18 protein-coding genes are annotated in these 22,651 nt (G+C 36.0%); all 18 read left to right on the top strand.

All coding sequences use genetic code 11. From position 1 onward, the window contains the following. Positions 1–147: 147 nt before the first annotated feature. On the top strand, positions 148–432 hold the full coding sequence (locus QA584_RS28865) for an aminotransferase class III-fold pyridoxal phosphate-dependent enzyme (RefSeq protein ID WP_442870338.1): 285 nt from the start codon (positions 148–150) through the stop codon (positions 430–432). A gap of 120 nt (positions 433–552) precedes the next feature. After that, on the top strand, positions 553–1,806 hold the full coding sequence (locus QA584_RS18840; RefSeq protein WP_278270646.1) for an NAD(P)-dependent oxidoreductase: 1,254 nt from the start codon (positions 553–555) through the stop codon (positions 1,804–1,806). Between the two features lie 423 nt (positions 1,807–2,229). Further along, the gene (locus tag QA584_RS18835; protein ID WP_278270645.1) at positions 2,230–3,399 is read left to right on the top strand and encodes an aldo/keto reductase; all 1,170 of its coding nucleotides are present in this window, start codon (positions 2,230–2,232) and stop codon (positions 3,397–3,399) included. A gap of 197 nt (positions 3,400–3,596) precedes the next feature. Continuing rightward, entirely contained in the window at positions 3,597–4,502 is a 906-nt protein-coding gene (locus tag QA584_RS18830; protein WP_278270644.1) for a helix-turn-helix domain-containing protein, read from the top strand. Between the two features lie 336 nt (positions 4,503–4,838). Continuing rightward, on the top strand, positions 4,839–6,341 hold the full coding sequence (locus QA584_RS18825) for a class I adenylate-forming enzyme family protein (protein WP_278270643.1): 1,503 nt from the start codon (positions 4,839–4,841) through the stop codon (positions 6,339–6,341). A gap of 89 nt (positions 6,342–6,430) precedes the next feature. After that, complete coding sequence (locus QA584_RS18820) at positions 6,431–6,700, top strand: acyl carrier protein (RefSeq protein WP_278270641.1); 270 nt, start codon at positions 6,431–6,433, stop codon at positions 6,698–6,700. After that, on the top strand, positions 6,694–7,881 hold the full coding sequence (locus QA584_RS18815; protein ID WP_278270640.1) for a phenylacetate--CoA ligase family protein: 1,188 nt from the start codon (positions 6,694–6,696) through the stop codon (positions 7,879–7,881). The genes QA584_RS18820 and QA584_RS18815 overlap by 7 nt, the downstream gene beginning before the upstream one ends. 289 nt (positions 7,882–8,170) lie before the next feature. Then, a complete protein-coding gene (locus QA584_RS18810) occupies positions 8,171–9,115 on the top strand; it encodes a BtrH N-terminal domain-containing protein (protein ID WP_278270638.1) in 945 nt (314 codons plus the stop codon). Positions 9,116–9,133: 18 nt separating this feature from the next. Beyond that, complete coding sequence (locus tag QA584_RS18805) at positions 9,134–10,096, top strand: hypothetical protein (protein ID WP_278270637.1); 963 nt, start codon at positions 9,134–9,136, stop codon at positions 10,094–10,096. Between the two features lie 182 nt (positions 10,097–10,278). Beyond that, positions 10,279–10,557 carry a hypothetical protein gene (locus QA584_RS18800; protein WP_278270636.1) on the top strand — a complete coding sequence of 93 codons (279 nt, stop codon included), beginning with the start codon at positions 10,279–10,281 and terminating at the stop codon, positions 10,555–10,557. A 35-nt stretch (positions 10,558–10,592) separates the two neighbouring features. Then, positions 10,593–12,341, top strand: coding sequence for an ABC transporter ATP-binding protein (locus QA584_RS18795; RefSeq protein ID WP_278270635.1), 1,749 nt, complete (start codon positions 10,593–10,595; stop codon positions 12,339–12,341). Next, positions 12,338–14,080 (top strand): ABC transporter ATP-binding protein, encoded by a 1,743-nt coding sequence (locus QA584_RS18790; protein WP_278270634.1) that lies wholly within the window; start codon positions 12,338–12,340, stop codon positions 14,078–14,080. Before QA584_RS18795 ends, QA584_RS18790 begins: the two co-directional genes overlap by 4 nt. 29 nt (positions 14,081–14,109) lie before the next feature. Next, positions 14,110–17,610: a non-ribosomal peptide synthetase gene (locus QA584_RS18785; protein ID WP_278270633.1), complete on the top strand. Its 3,501-nt coding sequence runs from the start codon at positions 14,110–14,112 to the stop codon at positions 17,608–17,610. Then, positions 17,579–18,691 (top strand): glycosyltransferase family 2 protein, encoded by a 1,113-nt coding sequence (locus tag QA584_RS18780; protein WP_278270632.1) that lies wholly within the window; start codon positions 17,579–17,581, stop codon positions 18,689–18,691. The genes QA584_RS18785 and QA584_RS18780 overlap by 32 nt, the downstream gene beginning before the upstream one ends. 509 nt (positions 18,692–19,200) lie before the next feature. Next, positions 19,201–19,365: a hypothetical protein gene (locus QA584_RS18775; protein WP_278270631.1), complete on the top strand. Its 165-nt coding sequence runs from the start codon at positions 19,201–19,203 to the stop codon at positions 19,363–19,365. Between the two features lie 128 nt (positions 19,366–19,493). Next, on the top strand, positions 19,494–20,510 hold the full coding sequence (locus QA584_RS18770; RefSeq protein WP_278270630.1) for a PDDEXK nuclease domain-containing protein: 1,017 nt from the start codon (positions 19,494–19,496) through the stop codon (positions 20,508–20,510). A gap of 286 nt (positions 20,511–20,796) precedes the next feature. Further along, a complete protein-coding gene (locus QA584_RS18765) occupies positions 20,797–21,930 on the top strand; it encodes a hypothetical protein (protein WP_278270629.1) in 1,134 nt (377 codons plus the stop codon). A gap of 432 nt (positions 21,931–22,362) precedes the next feature. Beyond that, on the top strand, positions 22,363–22,626 hold the full coding sequence (locus QA584_RS18760) for a hypothetical protein (protein ID WP_278270628.1): 264 nt from the start codon (positions 22,363–22,365) through the stop codon (positions 22,624–22,626). The last annotated feature ends 25 nt before the right edge of the window (positions 22,627–22,651 follow it).

Here is a 22,651-nt window from a genome sequence, read left to right as displayed (position 1 = left end):
ATTGTAGAGAATACAATTAGTATCTTTTATTTGCAATTTGTGGTTTCCGTTGAATTAAATTTAACATAATTTCCAAATGTTATCAATGAGGTTTGTCTATTCTACATGTATTAATTATAAAATACTATTGCTGCAACCAACATACCCATGTGGAAAGCCGGTCCCTTCTTATCCAAGGATTTTTATTTCGTTTTCCATAAGCCCGAAGAGACCTTAGGAGAAATTGAGGAGATATTAAAGCAGGATTTCGATATCGCAACATTTATCTGCGAACCTATTTTAGATAACGGAGGATTCATTACGCCTCCGGACGGGTACTTTAAAGAAATCAGTACCCTATTAAAGAAATATGGAGTCCTGTTAATCTGTGAGAGGAAATCCAATAGCCTGCAGTTCTGCACTATGATTATAAAATTAATTAATTTTTGTTAATTTGTAATGGAAAAAATATGGTATAATCATCATACGAACAAAATTCAGGTAAGCAGCGAACCTAATGAGACTTAAAGCTGTTAAACCAATAATAATAAATACAAGAAAAGGAGTAATTATATGCCTATACATGTAGTAAACGAAGCCAAACGATGTCTGAACTGCAAAAAGCCCCAATGCCAAATCGGCTGCCCTATTGCAACACCGATTCCACATATGATTGAACTTTTCCTGAATGGAGAGATGATGGAATCCGGAAAAGAGATTTTTAAAAATAATCCGTTATCTTTAGTCTGTTCCCTCATCTGCGATCATGAAAAACAATGTGAAGGACATTGTATTCTGAATAAAAAAAGTTCACCGGTACATATCAGCAGTATAGAAAATTATATATCAGATGCTTATTTTGACCGAATGGAAATCCAGGCACCAAAGAAAAATGGAATAAGAGCTGCAATTATTGGTTCCGGCCCTGCCGGAATAACCATTGCAATTTTATTAGCTGAAAGAGGATATGACGTTACCATATTTGAAGGCAAAGATAAAATAGGAGGAGTACTTCGTTATGGTATCCCGGATTTCCGCCTGCCAAAAACCATATTAGAGCGATATCGGAATAAATTAAAAGAGATGGGGATAAAAATCCGCCCGAATACAGTAATCGGTTTAACTATTACTGTTGATGATCTGATTAACGACGGCTATAAATCAATTTTCATAGGAACGGGGGTGTGGAAACCCTATAATTTAAGAATTAAAGGGGAAACCTTAGGACATGTACATTTTGCCATTAATTATCTTACCAATCCGGATGTTTATGACCTGGGCCAAAATGTTATCATCATCGGCGCAGGCAATTCCGCCATGGATGTGGCAAGAACGGTTATTAGAAAAGGAACTGCTAATGTTACGGTATTCTCAAGAACGGAAACAGCATCTGCCAGTCCCAGAGAGGTTGAGTATGCCCAGATAGACGGTGTAAAGTTTGAATATGAAATCGCTCCGGTTGAAATTACCGGCGAAGGTGTGATTTTCCGCAAGGTAAAAGTAGATGAAAATGAAAGAGTAATCTGGGAAGATGAAGAAACATTTTTCAGAGCGGCGGATTCTGTCATCATATCCGTTAGCCAGGGTCCAAGAAACCGCATAATCTCCACGACATCCGGAATTGAAGTAAATGAGAAGGGGCTCGTGGTAACGGACCGCAAAGGCGAAACTACCAGAGCAGGCATTTTTGCTTCCGGTGATGTGGTTCAGGGAGCTAAGACGGTAGTTGAAGCAGTTAAGTATTCCAAGATGGTGGCAGATGAAATGGATATGTATATGAAAATGGTAATGGAAGAGGAAGGGCAGAGCTCTGCAGCAAAAGATTAAATATTGAGATCCTTAAAGCCTCCAACAGGCACGTTAAGTTTATAATGAGTGGAGAGTATATGGATACAATTGATAGAAAAGAATTGGTGTAGTATAAAGCTGTAACCGTCTTAATAAGAGAGTGGTCTGTACTATTTGGTATAACTCTCATTAATGCGGTTATTCTTAATTTTAAAGGCAGTTTCATTAAAAAGCAGGAAAAATTACATAAGAAATCCCTGTAATTCGCACAAGGAAATCGTTGATTTGGATATGTGATAAATAAAATATAGAAGGTATAATATGAGATGTATAATAAGCGATACATAAAAATCTGTCGTTTAAAGCTACAGGATAAGAAAGAAATAAACAGGCGGTTTATAAATTGGACAGAATGCAAGGCTAGTTCAATCAATGAATCAGGGAAAAAGGAGTGTAAATAATATGAATTACCGGGTTAATCCAAAAAATAATGATAAACTCTCAGCCTTGGGTTTTGGCTGTATGAGATTTGCCAGAGATGAAAAAGAGGCAGAAAAACAGATAATATACGCAATAGAGCAAGGAGTTAATTACTTTGATACAGCATATCTGTATCCGGGCAGTGAGGCTGCTTTAGGACGGGTTCTCAAAAAGGGATATCGGTACCGGGTTAAAATCGCAACGAAAATGCCGCCCCATACCATAAAGAAATATGAAGATTTTGATCGTATTTTCAATACGGAATTAGAAAGGCTGCAAACAGACCACATTGATTATTATCTCATACATATGCTTCCGGATATCACTACCTGGAACCGGCTATTAAAAATCGGAGTGGATAAATGGATAAAAGATAAAAAGCAAAAAGGCCAGATTATAAACATCGGCTTCTCTTACCACGGCGGCAGGGATGAATTTATCACCCTGGTAGATGCCTATGACTGGGAATTCTGTCTTCTTCAATATAATTACCTGGATGAAAATAACCAGGCCGGAGTAAGCGGCATTCAATATGCAGCAGCAAAAGGTCTTCCGGTTATGGTAATGGAACCTCTTCGGGGAGGAAAGTTAGTAACAAATCTTCCCAAGGAAGTTTATGATATCTGGGATAAAGCCTATGTTAAAAGATCACCGGCAGAATGGGCTTTCCGCTGGTTATGGAACCAGCCGGAGGTTACTGTGGTATTGTCCGGAATGAATTCAATGGAAATGATAAAAGAGAACATAAGAGTAGCTTCCGATACAGAAGTGGGTGCTTTTACGGATGCTGATTTTGAGTTGTTTAAAAAAGTAAGGCAGATACTCAGTGAAAAGATAAAAATACCCTGCACCGGCTGCAATTACTGCATGCCATGTCCAAAAGGGGTAGATATACCGACTTGCTTTTCCTGTTACAATGACCGGGAAATTGAAGGCAGGTTTATGGCTGTTGCAAAATATGTTATGCAGACCAGCATCAAGAATCAGACTCATAATGCATCACTTTGTGTAAAATGCGGTAAATGTGAAAGTCATTGCCCTCAGCATATTAAAATCAGAGAGGAACTGACGCAGGTTACAAAATCAATGGAAGGCATATACTATAAACCACTTCGTTTCTTCATAAAAAGGTTTATGAAGCTTGAGGGCTGACCTGAGTTTAAGTTCAGATAATAAAATATGATAGAGATATCTTGAATCCGATGAGACAGACTGCTTTGGACAAGATTGATGAGATCAAAGGTTGAAAGAAAATATAAATAAAAAAAGGATGCCACAAATCGATTCTTTCAGCCTGCTTATTTGTGGCAGTATCGCAAGCAGGCTTACGATATGCAATGGGTATAATTATGATAAATGTTGATTCTATTTCAATTTTACATGAACTACTGGGATGTGAAAAGCCAAAGCATCCTTTGATTTCTTTAATTGGTGCAGATAATGTAAAACCAGATATTGAATATAGCAACATGTCTTTTATGCTGAATTATTACATGATTTCCTTAAAGAATGACTTTGACTGTGACCTTATGTATGGAAGAAAGTACTTTGATTTTCATGAAGGCAGTCTGATTTTCACCGCCCCGGGACAGGTGCTTGTTCCGAGCGGAACGTATGATAAAGGAAAAGCAAGCGGTTGGATGCTTTGTTTTCATCCTGACTTAATAAGGGGAACTTCTCTTTGGAATAAAATGTCCGAATACAGCTTTTTTGAATACGATGCAATCGAAGCACTTCATCTGTCAGATACTGAAAAAGAAATCGTTGAGCAAATCGTTGCAAATATACAAGCCGAGTACAGCCAGAATCTGGATGTCTACAGTAATGACTTAATTGTATCCAATCTGGAAGTCCTTTTAAACTACTCCAGGCGCTTTTACGGCAGGCAGTTTATTACAAGAAATGTTGTATGTAAAGAAACCGTCTCCAAGTTTGAGATGCTATTGAAAGAACAATGTACGGAAGAGGCAATCGAACACTTGGGAATGCCAAGCGTAAAAGGTCTTGCCGGAGCCATGGGATATTCTCCGAATTATCTTTCCGATCTGCTAAAAAAGGAAACCGGAAAAACGGCACAGGAGTATATAAAGCTTCAGGTTTTAGAACTTGCCAGGAAATTATTGCTGACGACAAAAGAGCCAATCTATTGTATCGCCGATAAACTTGGATTTGAACAGCCATCCAGTTTTACAAAATTTTTCAAGGTACAGACTGGTGTGAGTCCTGTTGATTTTAGAAACCGCCACATCGGGTGAAATGATTTTTTTCTGGTTTCTGTCCTTATTTGAGAGTGTTTTAAAAGTGAATTTTAATACTGAAAAACAGTTATCATAACGACTGTTTACTTCCTTTCTAATATAAATATAAAGCTCTTCGGTAAACTTGTTGCCGGAGGGCTTAATTTTTTTTACTATTTTTTCTATTCTTTTTCTTTCATTTTCTATTGTTGATACAGAGTGTAGCATTAGAGAATATCTTCAAAAAATTACAAAATAAGGGTAAAAATAACAAAAAATGGTTGACATATTATGTAAATAAAAGTAAAATTGGGTAAAAAGAAAATATGCCAGTTTGATATTGGAGGGTGAATAATGATCTATGACTTATTAGATGACGCGGTAAAAAAGTGGAATAATAAGACAGCGGTTATTTGCAATGGTAACGTAAAGACGTATTCTGAACTAAGCAATATGGTTGATTACATAGCGAAAGAATTAAAAAAATACAAAGGATGCGCAGGCAATAATATACTCCTAGCAATGGACAACAGCATGGAGTTTGTGGAGAGTTTTTTTGCAATTAACAAAGCTGGGGGAACTATCATTCCAGTATATATGAATATGGGAGAAAGCAAGTTAAAAAGCATAATTGAGCATTATGAAATCACCTGCATTCTGACCTTGAAGAAGTATAAGAAAAAAATAGATGCTGCCTTAGAAGGGTCAGTAAATTATTTAGAAAAGGTACTTTATATAGAAGACAATGGCAGCACAGTTACAATAGATTCCATTGATTATAAACCTGGATTCAGACCTGCACCATATTATAAAGGGAAAAATCCCGGTATGATTCTGTTTTCTTCCGGTACTACGAATCTTCCAAAAGGTATTATGCTTTCCGACAGTAATATATTAAGTAATGTAACAGCCATTTCCGAATATTTGTCATTAACCTGTGAGGATAAGGTATTACTAATGAAAAATATCAATCACTCCTCAAGTATTACCGGAGAGATGCTGGTATCGATACATAACGGCTGTTTACTTCATATACAGGTAGGCTTTATTACCGCAGCCAGTATTATGGATACCATTTCAAGGCATAAGATAAGCGTCCTGTTTGGTGTTCCCACTATTTTAACTGCTATGATAACGCATAGTGAATTTAATAAATTCGATATGAATTCCTTACGGATCATTAATTTTTATGGCGCAAGTATGGCGATCAGTAAAATAAGGGAATTAGCTGATAAATTCCCTAAGGTAAACTTAATCTATTCCTATGGACTTACGGAAGCTTCACCAAGAGTGACTTATATTAAGAGAGAGGACTTATTATCCAAAGAGGGTTCCAGCGGCATTCCGCTAAAAGGAATAGAAGTCAAAATTATGGTTGATAAACAAGAAGCAAGGGCCTATGAACAAGGGGAGATTTATGTAAAAGGGCCCAATGTCATGATGGGATACTATAAAAACGAAGAAAAGACGAAGCAGACATTAGTGGATGGATATCTATTAACAGGGGATTTGGGATGGTTAGATTCGGATGGATATTTATATGTAAAAGGAAGAAAGGATAATATGATTATCAAGAGCGGTAAGAACATATATCCGGAAGAAATCGAAGCCGTACTAATGGGATATCCGGGAATGAAAGAAGTGCTTGTCAGAGGAGAAGCAGATGATCTTGTTGGTGAGGAGATCGTTGCATACGTTGTTTCTGATGGGGAAGAATTAAAGCTCTTTCAAGTCCTTAAGCATTGTAATAAAGCGCTGGAAGATTATAAGGTTCCGGGAAGAATATATCAGGTAAAGGAACTTGAGAAAACAGTGAGTAACAAGATTATGCGAAAACAGGTATTTGAGGGAATATAAAAATAATACAGAAAGGGTGCCGCATTGGATTCCATAAACCTATCATTGCGGCGGTATTGCAGCAGGTTTGCAATAGGAAATGGTTAAGAATGAATACAGTAGATAAAAGATTAAAATCTATTATTTTAAATACTATGAGAATTGGAATTGATCTGGAGGACATAGAAGAGGATACCGATTTAATTAATGATTTATTATTTGATTCGATTCAAGTGTTACGCTTAATCAGCAGCATTGAAGATGAGTTCGCTATTGTGATTGAAAATGAAGATTCTTTGGTTGAACTTGTGCAAAACTATGGATTACTAAGAGAATTTATTGAAAAAACGGTAGCAGTAGCAGGTGGCACTGTATGTTAATCCAAAAGGAAAAAGAAATACGTAAGTTATTAAAATTCTTGGATGAGAAGAATGACTTTTATCATGATATTATTCAAAAAAACCAGATAGACTTAGACAGTAACATCGAATCCATATTTTATAAATTACCGGTTATCACGAAACAGGACATAAGAGAACATTACAGTGAATATCTGTCAAAGATTACCTTACCCCAATTCAGCGAATTTACCAGCGGTTCAACCGGAAAACCGGTTAATTGTGTAAAAACAAGTGCCGAACGGACGACAGCCGGGATTAACGTTTGGAAAAGAAGACATCAATGGGACAAAGAAGCAGATATCAATAATTATATTTATCTTTACGATAAAAACACTTACCGTAAAGTTGGAAATCTGCTGAATTTTGAGAAAAACAATATGATTAAATGCTTTAAGCGGTTAATGGATCTAAACCCCAGATGGCTGTCTGGTCCTATCTCCAGTTTTGTAAGATATGCAAAACTGATTGAAGAGGGTGAAGTCCCGTATACCTATGGAAGCATAAAATTCCTCGAATTAGCTGGGGAATATGCAACAAAAGAGCAGAGGCAACTGGTAGAAAAAGTATTTGGAGCAAAGACAATTAATCATTATGGAATTATGGAAAGCTGGTGCATTGCCTATGAATGTACCTGCGGGAAACTTCATGTCCAGAATAATTTATTTTATGCAGAGACCAGAAGACCTAAGCAGCAATTCGAGGATAAAGACATCGGTGAAATAACAATAACAAGTTTTTATAATAAATTAATGCCCTTAGTAAGATATAATATCCAGGATTATGGAAAGGTAACCATAGAGCAGTGCGAATGTGGGGAGACCTCCCAGGTCCTAACCTTGTTAGGCGGAAGAACAGCGGATATTATTGTTGGAACAGAAGATATCTTAGGTGAGTTATTCTTTAAGAGAGGAATCTATAAACTAATTGACCGTTATGGAGACTGTGTGGATGGATTCCGTGCGGAACAGATCGCTTTAAGAGAATTTCTAATACGAATACAAAAAGGAAAAGGGTTTCGGGAAGAGATGTCGGAGATCATGACCAAACATATTAAAAGCGGCCTTGGGAATGATGTAATCGTTCATTATGAGTATGTTGATGTGATAGCCCCTTTACCATCCGGAAAAATGAAAATATTTTATTCACACGTCCAAATATGATGCCGCGTTACGGCATCCCTAATAAAAAAGGAAGAAGTTTGAAATGAGCATCCTTCGTGTTCATTTTAAGAGTTCTTCCAGTGTGAAGATTCTTTTTTCTTCACACTTCCTGGCATGGCTGCCCCGGCAGCCGCATATGACGCATGAAAATACAGAGAAATATGATAATTAAGCGCGCCCGTTTATTATCATTATTATTATTATCATTATTATTATTATTATTATTATATTTCCAAAGAAACTCCTTAGTAGTTTCATTTTCACATAAAAGAATTGGAAGGAACGATGTATGAATACTTTTATACCGAAGCATACGGATACCTATAACTGCCTTGAGGATGTACTTGAATGCTTAGCGACAAGCTATCATCGTGAACATATGTTAATGTTTGCCGATGCCTGGGATTTTTCTTATTATTCCGGTGATAAAACAGCAAAGATCGGGAATCGGGTCGAAGCAGGAGAATATAATGCCTGGAGGAATCTGGAATTCAATCATGGCATTAAGACGAAATATCATTTTACCTCTGACATGGAGAAACAGTACGCTATATTAAAAGCCAGTCTGCAAAAGGATAGTCCGGTAGTCTTATGGCTGGATGGATATTATGTACCCTGGACCAATGTATATCAGAAGCTTCATTTGAAGCATTTTGTCATTGCAATGCAGGATGAGGGTGAGGATAAAATTGGTGTGGTAGATCCCTACTGGAATCGAAAAATTAATATTTTTAATAAAGAACTTTTCTTTCTGTCAAAAGCAAAATGTATCACTTCCCACCTTGTGGAGGAACCGGTTATAGTTCCGGAAGTGCTGGTGGGTAATGCAGTACAGAAACTGATAAAAAATAAGCATCATGCCTTTAACGATATGCGCGAATTTGCAAAGGAAGTCTCTGACAGCTTAGACCTCTCAAAGGAACTTGAGAATTTTGAAGTGCTGATCTATAACTGCCCGCTCTTCATGCAATTAGCAGAGGTATTTTTCAGAAGAAAAAATTACGCAAAGCTTTTGCATTATCTTGCAGTAACCTATCATAAACCCTTTCTGGAGGATTGGTCCAGGGAAATGAACCTAATCGGAGAACAGTGGGAAATAACCCGTGAAATACTGGTTTCTATTGCCAAAGGTGAACATAATAGGGAAGCGGTGCCGGAATTTGTTACAGGTGTATTGCAGCTGGCGGACAGAGAAGAAGCACTGGCAATTGCCATGAATCAAAAACTGAATTAAAGGAGGGGTTATGGGGCTATGGTTAACCTGGAATTTAAATTTATCAGTAAGGAAAACTATAATTGTATCGAGAATGTATTAGCCACCTTGATGTTAACCTGGGAAAGAGAATACGCGTTGATGTTTTCAAGAAACTGGGGATTTACCCTGCTCCCGGAAGAACAGAAATCAAATCTTCTTGGATCCCGTATTGGTGGCGGAATTTATAATACCTGGGATTGTCTTTATGAGTATGAAAGTGTCTCTACCAAAGAGATATCCGGTGATTCCAAGGTGCAAAAAGAGGTATTGCAGACTTCCCTGGCAGAAGGTAATCCGGTCATTATTAAAATGGATGGTTATTATGCACCCTGGAAAGATGTATTTAGAAAATACCATTTACAGCACTACTGTCTGGTAGTCAGTCTGACAGAAGAAGGGTATGGATGTCTGGACCCTTATGTGAATAGTAATGTGAATGTATTTCCCTATGAATACTTTGAAATAGCAGACACACAGTGTATCTTGCTAGAAGCGGGAGAAGAGAAAAAGGAGGTTAACCTGAAGAAACTATTAAAAGAAGCAGCAGATATTATTTTGATGCAGGAGGGTACCATCAGCGGAATTCATGGTATCCGGGCATTTGCAGATACCTTCGAGGGTGAGGTGGATCTAAAGGCAGAAATGGCAGGATACGAAGATATGATCTGGCTTGCACCTATTATATATCAAATTACGGATATCGGTTCCAGAAGACTAAATTTTTCAGAAACGTTAACTGCGTTACATAACCGATATGGGTTTCAGGAATTAGAAGCGATGAGCGCCAGAATAGGGAAAATCGGATGGGAGTGGAGGCGTATCCGAAGAACAATCGTTGCGGCAATGGACAACACAGAACGCGATCAGAAAGCCAGAATCGCAGATATGATTCGAAAGGCAGCGGATGCGGAGGAAATAGTGGCAAAGGATATAGTCAGATTTCTGGAAAAAGTGAATTAATTGAGAAAAGATATGTTTGGAAAAGGTGAAATTAATTGAGAAAAGATGTTTTTTATAGAAAAATAAAACACAGATTATTTCAAATCTGTGTTAAAAAAGTTTCCTTTTTATTGATTCTTTTTGTGTTGGGAATACTATGCACGTTTGTGATAGCAAGTAATACGTACACGGGAAAATATCTAATGGCTGATGGAGTGGTAACCACGGATGCCCACAATAATTTCTTCATACATATAACGGTAGAGGCAGATCTGGTGTCTGACATAGTGAAGGAAAATAATATAAAGTGGTATGTAAATGCTGATAATGTCCATCGCACAGCGGTTATTAAAGAGATGGATTATAAGGAGGAGGGAGCCTGCAAGCTCGTATTACAGCCAAAGGATAATGACAACTATAAAATCGGACAAGGTAATAAAGTGTATGTAATCATAAGATATGGCAGGAACTATGTATTTTGAAGAGGGACTGATAATGAATTGAAAGAGGTTGTAAGTTGAATAAGAAAGCTTTGGTTAAAATTATAGTTGCATTTGCAAAAGAATTTAAAATGCCGTTTATCAATACGTTCATTTCTATGATTGTATTAAATGTTTCTTATATGGTATTTCCTTTATTGTTTTCTGTTATGGTAGACGAAGTATTTGTTTATCAGAATAAAGACTTTTATGTAATGATTATTATAGCTAATCTTGCAATCTATGTGTTCCAAATGGGAATCGTTCTGGTTCAGGTACTGGCAGTTGCCTACTTATCTAACCGTTTTTTATTTGATATCAGACGGAAGGTTTTTCAAAAAATGCAGCATATAAAAGCGGCAAACTACCAAAGCAGATTAATCGGTGATCTGGCAGCGGTAATCAACAAGGATGTAGATGATATTATGACAGTAATTAATGTGAATTATTTTAATATTGTCATTAATTATGTACAAATCATAGCCTGCATAATCTTTGTATTCCTGATTCATTATAAAATCGCGATATTAATGTTTATTATTGTGCCGGTTACCACCTTTATTGCTGTCCGGTTTGGCCGGTTAGTCAGCAAGAGGATGGAAGACTATCGAAGAGAGTATGGAACTCATATCAGCTGGGTTTATGAAATTCTTTCAGGCATAAGAGAAATCCATATGTTAAATGCAACCAAAGAAATAAATAAAGGGTTTCTGAAAGGAAGAGCCGTATTATTAAGAGAAAAGGCACAAATGAGCTGGTTAGAGCTATTATCGGAACGGGCTAATTCCGGAGTCTGCATGTTAGCGAATCTTTGTATCTATGTGTATGGCGGCTATCTGGTAACCCAGGGAGAGATTACATTAGGTAATATGATGGCCATCCTATGGTTCTTTGCCTTACTTAAGATGAGCTTAACGGCGGCTGCCCAGAAATCGGTTGCGGCACAAGGAAATCTGGTGGGTGTATCCAATGTGGTGAAGCTTTTAGCAGAAGAAGAGGAGAAGGACAGCTATAGACGAAATTCTTTGAAGCTTACAGAAGGTACGATCCGATTTGAAAATGTTTCTTTCTCTTACAATAGTGAAAAAGAAGTGCTGAGAGGCATTAATCTAACCGTATCCCGGGGACAAAAAATCGCTATAGTCGGAGCCAGCGGTTCCGGCAAGACAACACTGGTTAACCTGCTGCTTCGATTCTATGACTCTTACTCCGGTAAGATATCCTTAGATAATCAGGATATTAACGAAATATCCTTAAAATCACTAAGAAATTCCATCGGTTATGTACAGCAGGAAACACTTATCTTTGATGAAAGTATCAGGTACAACCTTAAGCTGGGCAACAAAAAGGCTACCGAGCAGCAGATGTATCGTGTTTTGGAGGAAGTGAATCTGGGGGAGGTTATTGCAATGCTTCCCAAAGGGCTGGATACGGTAATTGGTGAGGAGGGTTTTAATCTGTCAGGAGGTCAGCGTCAACGCTTGGCAATCGCAAGGATTCTGCTGAAAGACCCTAAGATATTAATTTTTGATGAAGCCACTTCTGCATTAGATACGAAGACTGAAAAGGAAGTCTTAAATACCTGGAATCAACTGAGAAGGAATCGTACTACTTTAATTATTGCACACCGATTATCCACCATATTGGATACGGATAAAGTCGCAGTCATTAAAGCTGGAAATCTGGTAGGCTTTGATCATAATTCCGTATTGCTTCATAACTGTGAGGAGTATAAGCGGTTATTTGAAAAACAATATTTTTCACGAGAGAATGGGCAAATCATATGAAATCCAATAAAAAGCTGATTGAAATAATAAGTTCCATAAAAGATTTACTGTCTGCCAGAAAGAAAGATTTTGTGTTTTTAGGAATTGGAAAGACACTGATTATTCTTTTTAGTTTAGCCGAGCCGGTTTTTAAAAAGTATCTAATCGATGATGTTATCTTGAACAGAAAGCTTGAGGTTTTATGGTTTATCTGTATCGGGATGGTGATAGTATACCTTTTAGATACCCTGACCCAGATTGCCATTAAGAAAAAAGAAAACAGTTTTTATTACAAGATAACCTATCAGGTAATCGCAAAACTATGGAACTACATAACGAGGCAGAAAACAGAATATTACGAGGAGAACGATATCGGCGAATTAAAAAACCGTGTAGATAATGATGTTATTGTCTTTGAGGATTTTATCAAGCAGCAGATTGTCGGACGCCTTGTGGAAATGGGAACAATCGCAGTCATTGTAATCATTCTTACCTTTATGAATTGGATCTTAACGTTATTTGGAATCCTGATCCTGCCCCTGGTATTTAAAATAACCGTAATCATGGGAAATAAAGTCGGAGCTGCTACGGAAGAGTACCGCCAGGCCTGGAGCGGTTATGAAAAATGGCTTGTGAATGATTTGCGCGGGTGGAAAGAAGTAAGAGCACTAAATATTCAGAAGAATGACCAAATCTATTTCGTAAAACATTGGAAAACTTTATGCAAGAGCAATTTTACAAAATGGATGTACTGGTTTGGAAACGAATGCTTTATTGCATTTAAAGATACCTTTCTGGTGAATTTAAGCATTTATTTTGTAGGAGCAATTTTTATTTTTAAGGGTTTTATGACAGTAGGAGAATTGCTGGTCTTCAAGGTTTATTACGAACAGTTGATGGTGAGCATAAACAGACTGAACAATTATAATATGATATTTTCCAGAGATTATCCCCTGTTAAAACGAGTGGTAGATATGCTTCATTGCGCACATATAAAGAAAGAGAAGAAAGAACCCTTATTATGCAGCGATTACAACATTTCTTTTCAAAATATGTCGTTTCGGTATAAAAACCAGGAGAACAATGCCCTGTCAAATATTAATTTAGAGATAAAAGGGGGAGAGCGCCTTGCGGTTATTGGGAAAAGCGGGTGTGGGAAAAGTACTTTGGTCAAATTACTATCCTGTCTCTATTACCCAAGCGAGGGCAGACTTTGTATTGACGGACAGGAGACGGAACTTGTAAATGAGAAAGAAATCCATGACCTCATCGGCGTTGTGATGCAGGATAATACGATTTTTAATTTGTCTATATTAGATAATTTAAAACTGGCAAAACCCGAGGCTGATATGGAAGAAATTGAACAAGCTTGTGAATATGCAGGCTTTAAAGAAGTAGTTGATCAGATGGAACAAGGTTTTAATATGGTTGTGGGTGAAAAAGGTTCGATTTTATCCGGAGGTCAGAGACAACGGTTAAATATAGCACGAATTATGCTAAAGAACCCTAAAATAATCATATTTGATGAAGCTACTTCTGCACTAGATTATCAATCGGAACAAATAATCAATGAAACCATTGAACGAATATCGAAAGGCAGGACGATTATTGTAATTGCACATAGATTATCCTCCATTCTGAAATTAGATCGGGGAATTGTATTAAAAGACGGAAGAATTGTCGGCGATGATACCCTGGAGGCCTTATGGGGAAACAACGAGGAATACAGGGATATTTTTCAAAGCCAATACGAAAATTAAATCTTAAAAACGAGGGGCAGTAAAAAGAGATGGAACGTAAATTGAAATGGGAAGATTATTTTAAATTAGCAGACAAGAAAACCTTAAATGAAGTGACAGAGACAAACATATTGCTAGACCATGCCAGAAACAGAGAACTGGAACCAGATATTGGAGAACGAAATATTCTATTTGACTTACCGGATCTTTGGACAGGTTTTGCGGCTTTTATGATTTTGTTGTATAAGTATACCAGAGCGGATCGTATTACCTGCGGTTTGTATATGGACCTTGTAAGTGACGTCATTCACTTTTCAATCGAGGATGGTGACTGGGCCTGGGAGGTGCAGGGATTAGCAGAGAAGCTGATTCATAATGCAGAAAAGGTTACGGCTATCCTTTATCATCCTTTTTATGGAGAGGTATGGGTGGACTTTGCTTTTATGTTTAACGGTAATAAGATAACTTTGCTGTATGATAAAAATATTATGGATGAGAGTTCCCTATTACGATTAGAAAAACACTACTGCAATATTGTCGGTTTCCTATCAGAAGAAGGCAATTGCAGGGTTATGGATATTGATTTTATTACGAGGGAAGAAAAGAATCTGATCCTGCAGGAATTTAATTCGTGTGATGCAGAGTATCCGAAGAAGAAAACCGTTGCAGAACTGTTCGAAGAACAGGTAGAAAAGACTCCGGATAATATAGCAGTTGTATATGGAAATGAGAGTATCACCTATCGGGAACTCAATAATCGGGCGAATGCTGTGGCAGAAAAATTACGGGCAATGGGTGTGGAGCCTGGTGATTTTGTGGCAATATTGGCTGAACGAAGTATTGAAATGATAGCAGGCATCTATGGAATTGTAAAATCGGGAGGAGCCTATGTTCCAATCAATACAGAATATCCCCCTGATCGAATTGATTACATAATTAAGGATTGTAAACCTAAGGCTATCTTGGTTTTTCAGGCAGAAGCTGGCAAGGTTGATGTTCCTGTGGTGAATTTGGGGGATGAAGAATTTGTAGTAGGAGAGCTTAATAATCCTATACCGGTGAATCATCCAGAGGATATTTTATATGTTATCTATACTTCCGGAACAACCGGCAATCCCAAGGGAGTTATGATTGAACATAGAAACCTGGTTCGCTTATTATTTAATAGTAAATTCCAGTTTGATTTTAACAGCTTTGACGTTTGGACCATGTTTCACTCCTTCTGTTTTGACTTCTCTGTCTGGGAAATGTACGGGGCAACGTTATATGGCGGGAAATTAATCGTAGTTCCCAAGGAAACAGCAAAGGACGGACAGCAGTTTCTTGATTTAATTATAAAGGAAAAGGTTACGGTATTGAATCAGGTTCCCTCTTCTTTCTACAATTTAATCAGTTTAAACCGATGGAATCAAAAAGACAGCATAAGGTATCTGATTTTTGGCGGAGAAGCCCTGTCACCGAAACGGCTGAAGCAATGGAAAGAAACTCACCCTGGTGTAAAGATAGTAAATATGTATGGAATAACGGAAACCACAGTACATGTAACCTATAAAGAGATTGGCGACACAGAAATTGAAAGAGGAATCAGTGATATCGGTTCTGCAATTCCTACCTTAGGTGTTTACATTATGGACCAGATGCATTTATGCGGCATTGGCGTCCCGGGAGAATTATGCGTATCAGGAGAAGGAGTGGCAAGAGGATATCTAAATCTTCCTGAAATGACAAAGGAGAAATTTATTAAAAACCCTTATGGCGAAGGCAGATTATATCGGTCCGGTGATCTTGCAAGATGGATGCCAAACGGTAATCTTGAATATTTAGGCCGTATTGACCAGCAGGTTAAAATCAGAGGTTTTCGTATTGAATTGGGAGAAATTGAAACTCAGTTATGTAAGCACGAAGATATTAGACAGGTAGCAGTTGTCTTAAAAGAATTGGACGGTAAAAATGCAATCACGGCATATATAACCGCCCGGAGAGAACTATCTATCGGGGAATTAAGAACCTTTCTGAAAGATAAGCTGCCCGATTATATGATACCTGCCTTTTATGTACAATTAGACAGTATTCCTACAAATCATAATGGAAAGCTTGATAAAAAAGCACTTCCGGATCCGGTTGGCAAAATGTCTACCGGAGCAGAATATCAGGCGCCTTCCACAAAAGAAGAGGAAACCCTGGCAGGAATATGGGAGGAGTTATTACATGTTAACCAGGTAAGCCTATATGATGATTTCTTTGAATTAGGAGGGGATTCCCTGCTGGCAGCAATTGCGTGTACTTTGGCAAAGGAGAATGGAATTGATCTGGAAGTGACGGAAATATTCCAGGGAGGAAGTATAAAAAAGATATTGGATTCCAGAGGAGAAGCTGTATATAATCAATTTGAACTGGTTGAGAATATGTACAATATGAAAGAACTGGATAATCTCAAAGAAATAAAGGGTAAGAATGTCATAACGGCATACAATACCACAGAGTATAAATCAAAAGCAGAATTACCCGCAGCAGCTCAGAATGAAATTACTACCTACCTGCACAGGAGTTTGCCTTTATGTGCAATTCTGGCTAATAATAATTATATGGGCTGGTATTATTCCAACTATATACAGATATTTTCCTATCGGGATGCGAAAGGCTTCTTAGAAATCAACTATTTAGAACCCAGGGACTCTTTTGTGGATATCGCTGACGTCATTTGCCTGGGATATCATTTACTGCGGGAGGTCGACAGTATTGTTGATTTTATTAAGGAAAAAATACAGTTAGGATATTATCTTATCATTCATTTAGATGAATATGAGTTAAGTAATAAACACGATTATAAGAAAAATCATTATGTACATGCTTCTATTGTTTATGGGTATGATGATGAGACAAGACAGGTAAAAGGTGTTGGCTTTGATAAAGACAGACTATTTACCGGCTTACTATTTGATTATGATGAACTGAATACATCCTATACAAGCAGTAAGGTGCATTATTTAAATTATGCGCCGTGGTGTGCCTGGTCAGCCGTGCAATTAATTAAATTAAAATCACCAGAGCGGCAGTTTCCATTTTCCAAACGTAAATTCATGCTGGATTTATATGACTATATACATAGCGAAGCAGACGAATACCGGTTATACAATTTTGAATATGATATGAACCGGGTAACGTTTGGTATGGAAGTCTATGATGACCTGATCAGAGAACTTAATACTATGTTACGGGGTGAATTTAATGTGGATTACCGGGCGCTGCATTTACTGGCAGAACATAAGAAAAGCTTATATGTAAGGCTGTCTTATGTGATAGAAAAATTCAAATTAAGCTCTGAATTAGAAAGCAAGAAGGACGAATTTTATCAGTTGGTTTTAAAGTTTGAGGAAATACGAAAGCAATTTCTTGGTCAGGTTTTTAAGGAGTTTAATCTGCAGGAATTAACCAAGGAACAAAAAATGGCAATTGAAAAAGTTTCAAGTGAACTATTGCTGTTAAAAGAGTTGGAATATAAACTTCTGGATGAAATTTATGAACTGCTTAATAGAGAGTTTGGAGGGTGAGGATTTGAGAAAGTATAGTTTTGTAATTCCGGTCTATCAAAATAGAAAATTGGTGATCAATACCTTAAAAGCGCTGGATTATTTAGAAACAACCGAAGCGATATCCTATGAAGTAATTATTGTTGATGATGGCTCCTTAGACGATACCTTTCAATCCGTAATATTCGTACCTAAGAAATATCCGTTCATCTATACCTATTTGCCAAGAACTGAGAATTCTTCAAGAGCAAGAGCAAGGAATTACGGGCTTAAAAATGTAACCGGTGATATTGTAGTATTTATTGATGGAGATATTATTGTCAGACCTGATTATTTGTTAAAGCTGGACCGCTTTTTCGAACAAAGCACTGATATGGCGGTAGTTGGTATGCGGCTGCTGCTGAATCAATCCATCGATGAGCAAATCGTAAGGAATAAATCCATATTTGATAAAAACATCTTAAGTTCTTTTTATACCGGAGTTGATTTTAGACATCAGATTTTTGAGAACCTTTCCTATAATGCAGGAAGTATGAATGTTCCCTTTCTATTTGCATTAACCTGTAACCTGGCAGTACCAAAGAAATGGATTGACTTAACAGACGGCTTTGATGAAGAACTTAAAAAATGGGGGATAGAGGATATAGAGTTTGTATACCGCCTGTGCCAAAAAGGTATGAAAATTGCACTCAATACCAAAGGAACCGTCATACACCAATTTCATGGCTCTAAGGAGGAAGAAACCGTTGCAAAAGGTAAAATTAAGGAAGTAGACTATAATACTTCTGTCTTAATAAAAAAATATCCTGGATTTCTTGGATTATCAGACCAAGAGATTTATGAACTATTCCGGAGTATTGCCCATAATTACAAACAGTTGGAAATGGATCATACTACGAGGTCAATAGAGATCTGCTATGATGATATTAATAAGTATGAAGATATAAAAACAGAAATCAGAAATTATGCGGAGGACGAGGCAGTCAGGTTATCTGTATTTGACTATGTTGAGGATTCAGATTTGGATATTTTTATTCAATTAATGACCAATGTAAAAGCCAAAATACTGTACTTTCCCAAAACGATTGATTTTTTTAGATAGATAAGGTTCACTTGGGTTGGTGGATAGAAATCCACTTGAGGTTGTTTTTGTATAAATAATAAGCTATTAAACAGAGAAAGTTATTTCGTAGGGCAAAAGTGATAATCACAATAAATGCATGCTAACTTAAACTAATTACAAAATAAAAATAAAGAGCATAATATGTAGTTTCTGTTAAGTCATTATTCCGTATAAGTCAAAGGACGGGGCTGTCGCACTAAGAAATTAGTGCGCAGCTCCATTTTTGTACCCCAAAATGCGAATGCCGGGCTTTAAAAAGCCCGGCAAAAGGTGATGATTTGATTAACGGTGGATATAAGTCGATTTACATTGGAACCGGAGGATGGAAACCATATAGCGTCAGAATCAAAGGAGAAACCTTAGGAAATGTTATTGCACGTACACTCCGTTACTACAAAGACCTTGGATAAACTTGTGGTAACTATTACTTTATAAAAGTAAAAATAATGATATAATAGTAATAGATTAAAATGGAAGTTGGTGCATATATGAGCAACTCAGAGACAATAATTGAAAATGTAAACGCTACTATGAGCATGGAAGATATGCCACTTTTAGATTCAGATAAAGAACATATAAGAGAATGCCTGGAGGGTAAAGTCGATTTTCAGGATGCTATTAATGCTTTGATTAATAAATATATGCATAAATAGACAGACGGTATAATGTATGGGAGAAGCGTATTACCATGAGTATAAACAGGATAGCTATTATTGCCAAAAATAATGAGATATTAAAAAATATATATTAGCGCAAATTAGTCAAGATTGGAGAGGATTTTATGGAATATTTAGCTGGGAGCAAAATTTATGAAAATATAAAGCTTACGTTGAAAGAAGCACAGCAGAAAGTATATTCTACTGTTAATTTTGTAATGGTAGAGACATATTGGAATATAGGTAAGCAGATATATGAAGCACAAGGCGAAAATGAACGTGCGGAGTATGGCAAAGGGTTATTGAAGTTTTTATCTGAAAAATTAACAGAAGAATTTGGGAAAGGATATACTGTGACGAGTTTAAAATATATGCGTCAATTTTATATGGCTTTTCCAAATCGCCACGCACTGCGTGACCAATTGAGCTGGACTCATTATAGAATGCTTTTAAAGGTTGAAAGTGATGCAGCTCGCACATTTTATTTAGATGAATGTGCAAAATCAAATTGGAGTACAAGACAGCTTGAACGACAAATAAATAGTTTTTATTATCAGAGATTGTTATCTAGTCAGGACAAAGATAGTGTACGGAATGAAATACGAACATTAGAAAAGGGTATTGATGCCAAAGACATCATTCGAGATCCATATGTACTTGAATTTCTAGGACTAGAGCAGGCACCTAATCTTTATGAAAAAGATATTGAGCAAGGATTGATTGACCATTTGCAAAAATTTTTATTGGAGCTTGGACGAGGCTTTTCATTTGTGTCAAGGCAACAACATATTACCTTTGATGGAGAGCATTATTATATTGATCTTGTATTTTACAATTATATTTTAAAATGCTTTGTTATTATTGATTTGAAAATTGGTAAGTTAACTCATCAGGATATCGGTCAAATGCAGATGTATGTAAATTATTATACAAGAGAATTAATGAATGAGGGTGATAACCTACCTATTGGTATTGTTCTCTGTGCCGACAAAAGTGACTCAGTTGTTAAATACACTTTACCTGAAGATAACAATCAAATATTTGCTTCGAAATATAAGTTATATATGCCGACGGAGGAAGAACTTAAGCGAGAACTTGCAAAAGAGCAGGAGTTTTTGGAAACAGAAAAACATCTTCAATAAGAGGAGTAAAGTGTACAAAAGAAAGGTATTAATATGAAATCATTGGAATTTGATTGCGTACATTTTTTATGTATGAATCTTAGGTACGAATAAGAGTTTTGCTAAAGCATATAGCTTAGATCAAAAGAATCACTCGATAAAGGAAGATTTTTATTTTATTATGATGAAGGTTTTATTATCAATCTTAAAAAATGTTACAAAAAAATTTGCATGACAATACTTGACAATATTTTACCTTATATTTATAATTAACAAAAAATAGAAAAATTATAAGGGGAAGCTAACAATGAATAAGGGATTTAGTAAAGCATTAATATGTACATTATTAATTTTTGTAGTATCAGTAACTTTTTTTACGACCAATACATTAGCAATGTCAGATTTTAGCACTGCAGATATACTAACGTTAGGAACAATGTATACAGGAACACTAGCTAATGAAGACGATGTAAATTACTATAAATTTACTACTACTGGAAATGATTCTTATTACAAAGTAGAACTTCGAAATACAGAAGCAACTGATTCTATTGGTCTATTCCTATATTCGGAAGCTGACTTAACAACTGAAGTTTATGATTTATATGCTAGTAAAGCAAATCTCGATCAAGATACTAGAAAATTAGAAGCTAATCATACTTACTATGTTGTAGCAAAGAATCCTGGTTATGGAAGACCAACAGGTAATTATAAATTGAGTGTTACAGAAATTAAAGATGATGTGCCAGATAATTTTAAAGGTAGTAAAACTCTATCCTTAAACAAAAAAGTAGCTTATAATCTTAATGCTGATGGGGATGTCGATTATTTTAAATTTACAACAACATCTAGGGATTCATATTATAATATAGAATTATCTAATTCGGAAGCTACAGATACAATTAGTGCGGTTCTATATTCAGAAGATGATTCAACAACAGAAATTAATTCGTTTTCAGCCTACAAAGCAGAGAAGAAAGCATATGAAGGTAAACTTAAACCAAATCATACATACTATTTGATCGTTAAAAATAACTATTATGATGAACCTATAGGTACCTATAAGTTATGTGTTAAAGAAATTAAAGATGATGCTTCTGATACGTTTAAAAATTGTGTTAAACTTTCTCTTAATAAGAAGAGTACTTATAATCTTAATGTATATAATGATATTGATTATTTTAAAATAAAAACCTCTAAAAAAGCTTCTTATACAATAACTCTTGCTAATAAAAGTTGTGACAATAGTATTGCTGCAACAATTTATAGAGAAGATGATGTTACACAGGGGGTAGGTACTATTACTGCTTATCAAGCTAAGAAAGACTCAAAAAGCATTACATTGAAAGGAAATCATACCTATTACATAGCCGTATATAGTTATTCTGATTATTTTCCTGCTAAAGGAGCATATTCATTAACTGTTCAAATGAAAAAGTAAATTTATAACAATATCTAAAATCCTTACTCCACCGTAATGTTGGTAAGGATTTTTTACTTAAAGGTATAATTAAGTAAAAAACTATAATAAAATATTACAATTTTAATTGATGTAGTTATTACACATTATTGTATAATTTAGATTTTTTTATGGAAATATTTGATATTAATCTAACATCTTTTATACTGATTATAACAAAATAGGTCAAAGTCTTATATTTGTATATTTGCTTATCATAATTTAAGCAGTGGAGAAAATATGTACGATGAGTTAATTAAAGGAGTAACAACAGCCTTTATAGATATGACAGTAAATTCAAAGCTAGTATTAGTATTAAATGATTATAAAGAAGGAAAAAGGTATTCACCTCTATAGAAGAAGAGTTAAGAAACAGTACTGAGTTTATGATAAGTGTTGCATTTATAACCAATAGTGTTTAACACCCCTTCTTCAAATGCTGAAAGACTTAGAAGTAAAGGTATCCCAGTTAGTAAGCCCAAAGGTTATATCTTTAAACAAGAGAATAATGACAAAGAAACCTTAAAAGAATTTTATAAGATTATCATTGGTGGTAGCTCTAATATGACTGGAAGCGCACTAACAGTTAATAAGGAATGGCTTGTTAAAAGAATCAATGTCGATAATATAATAAATATCTATAATGTTGCTGAAGAGAAAATTGAATTTGATGAATAAACAGTATGTCTAGTAGAAAGGATTA

The organism is Anaerocolumna sp. AGMB13025 (genome assembly GCF_029689925.1).
Lineage (GTDB): Bacteria > Bacillota > Clostridia > Lachnospirales > Lachnospiraceae > Anaerocolumna.
This window is presented reverse-complemented; position numbering and strand designations above follow the sequence as displayed.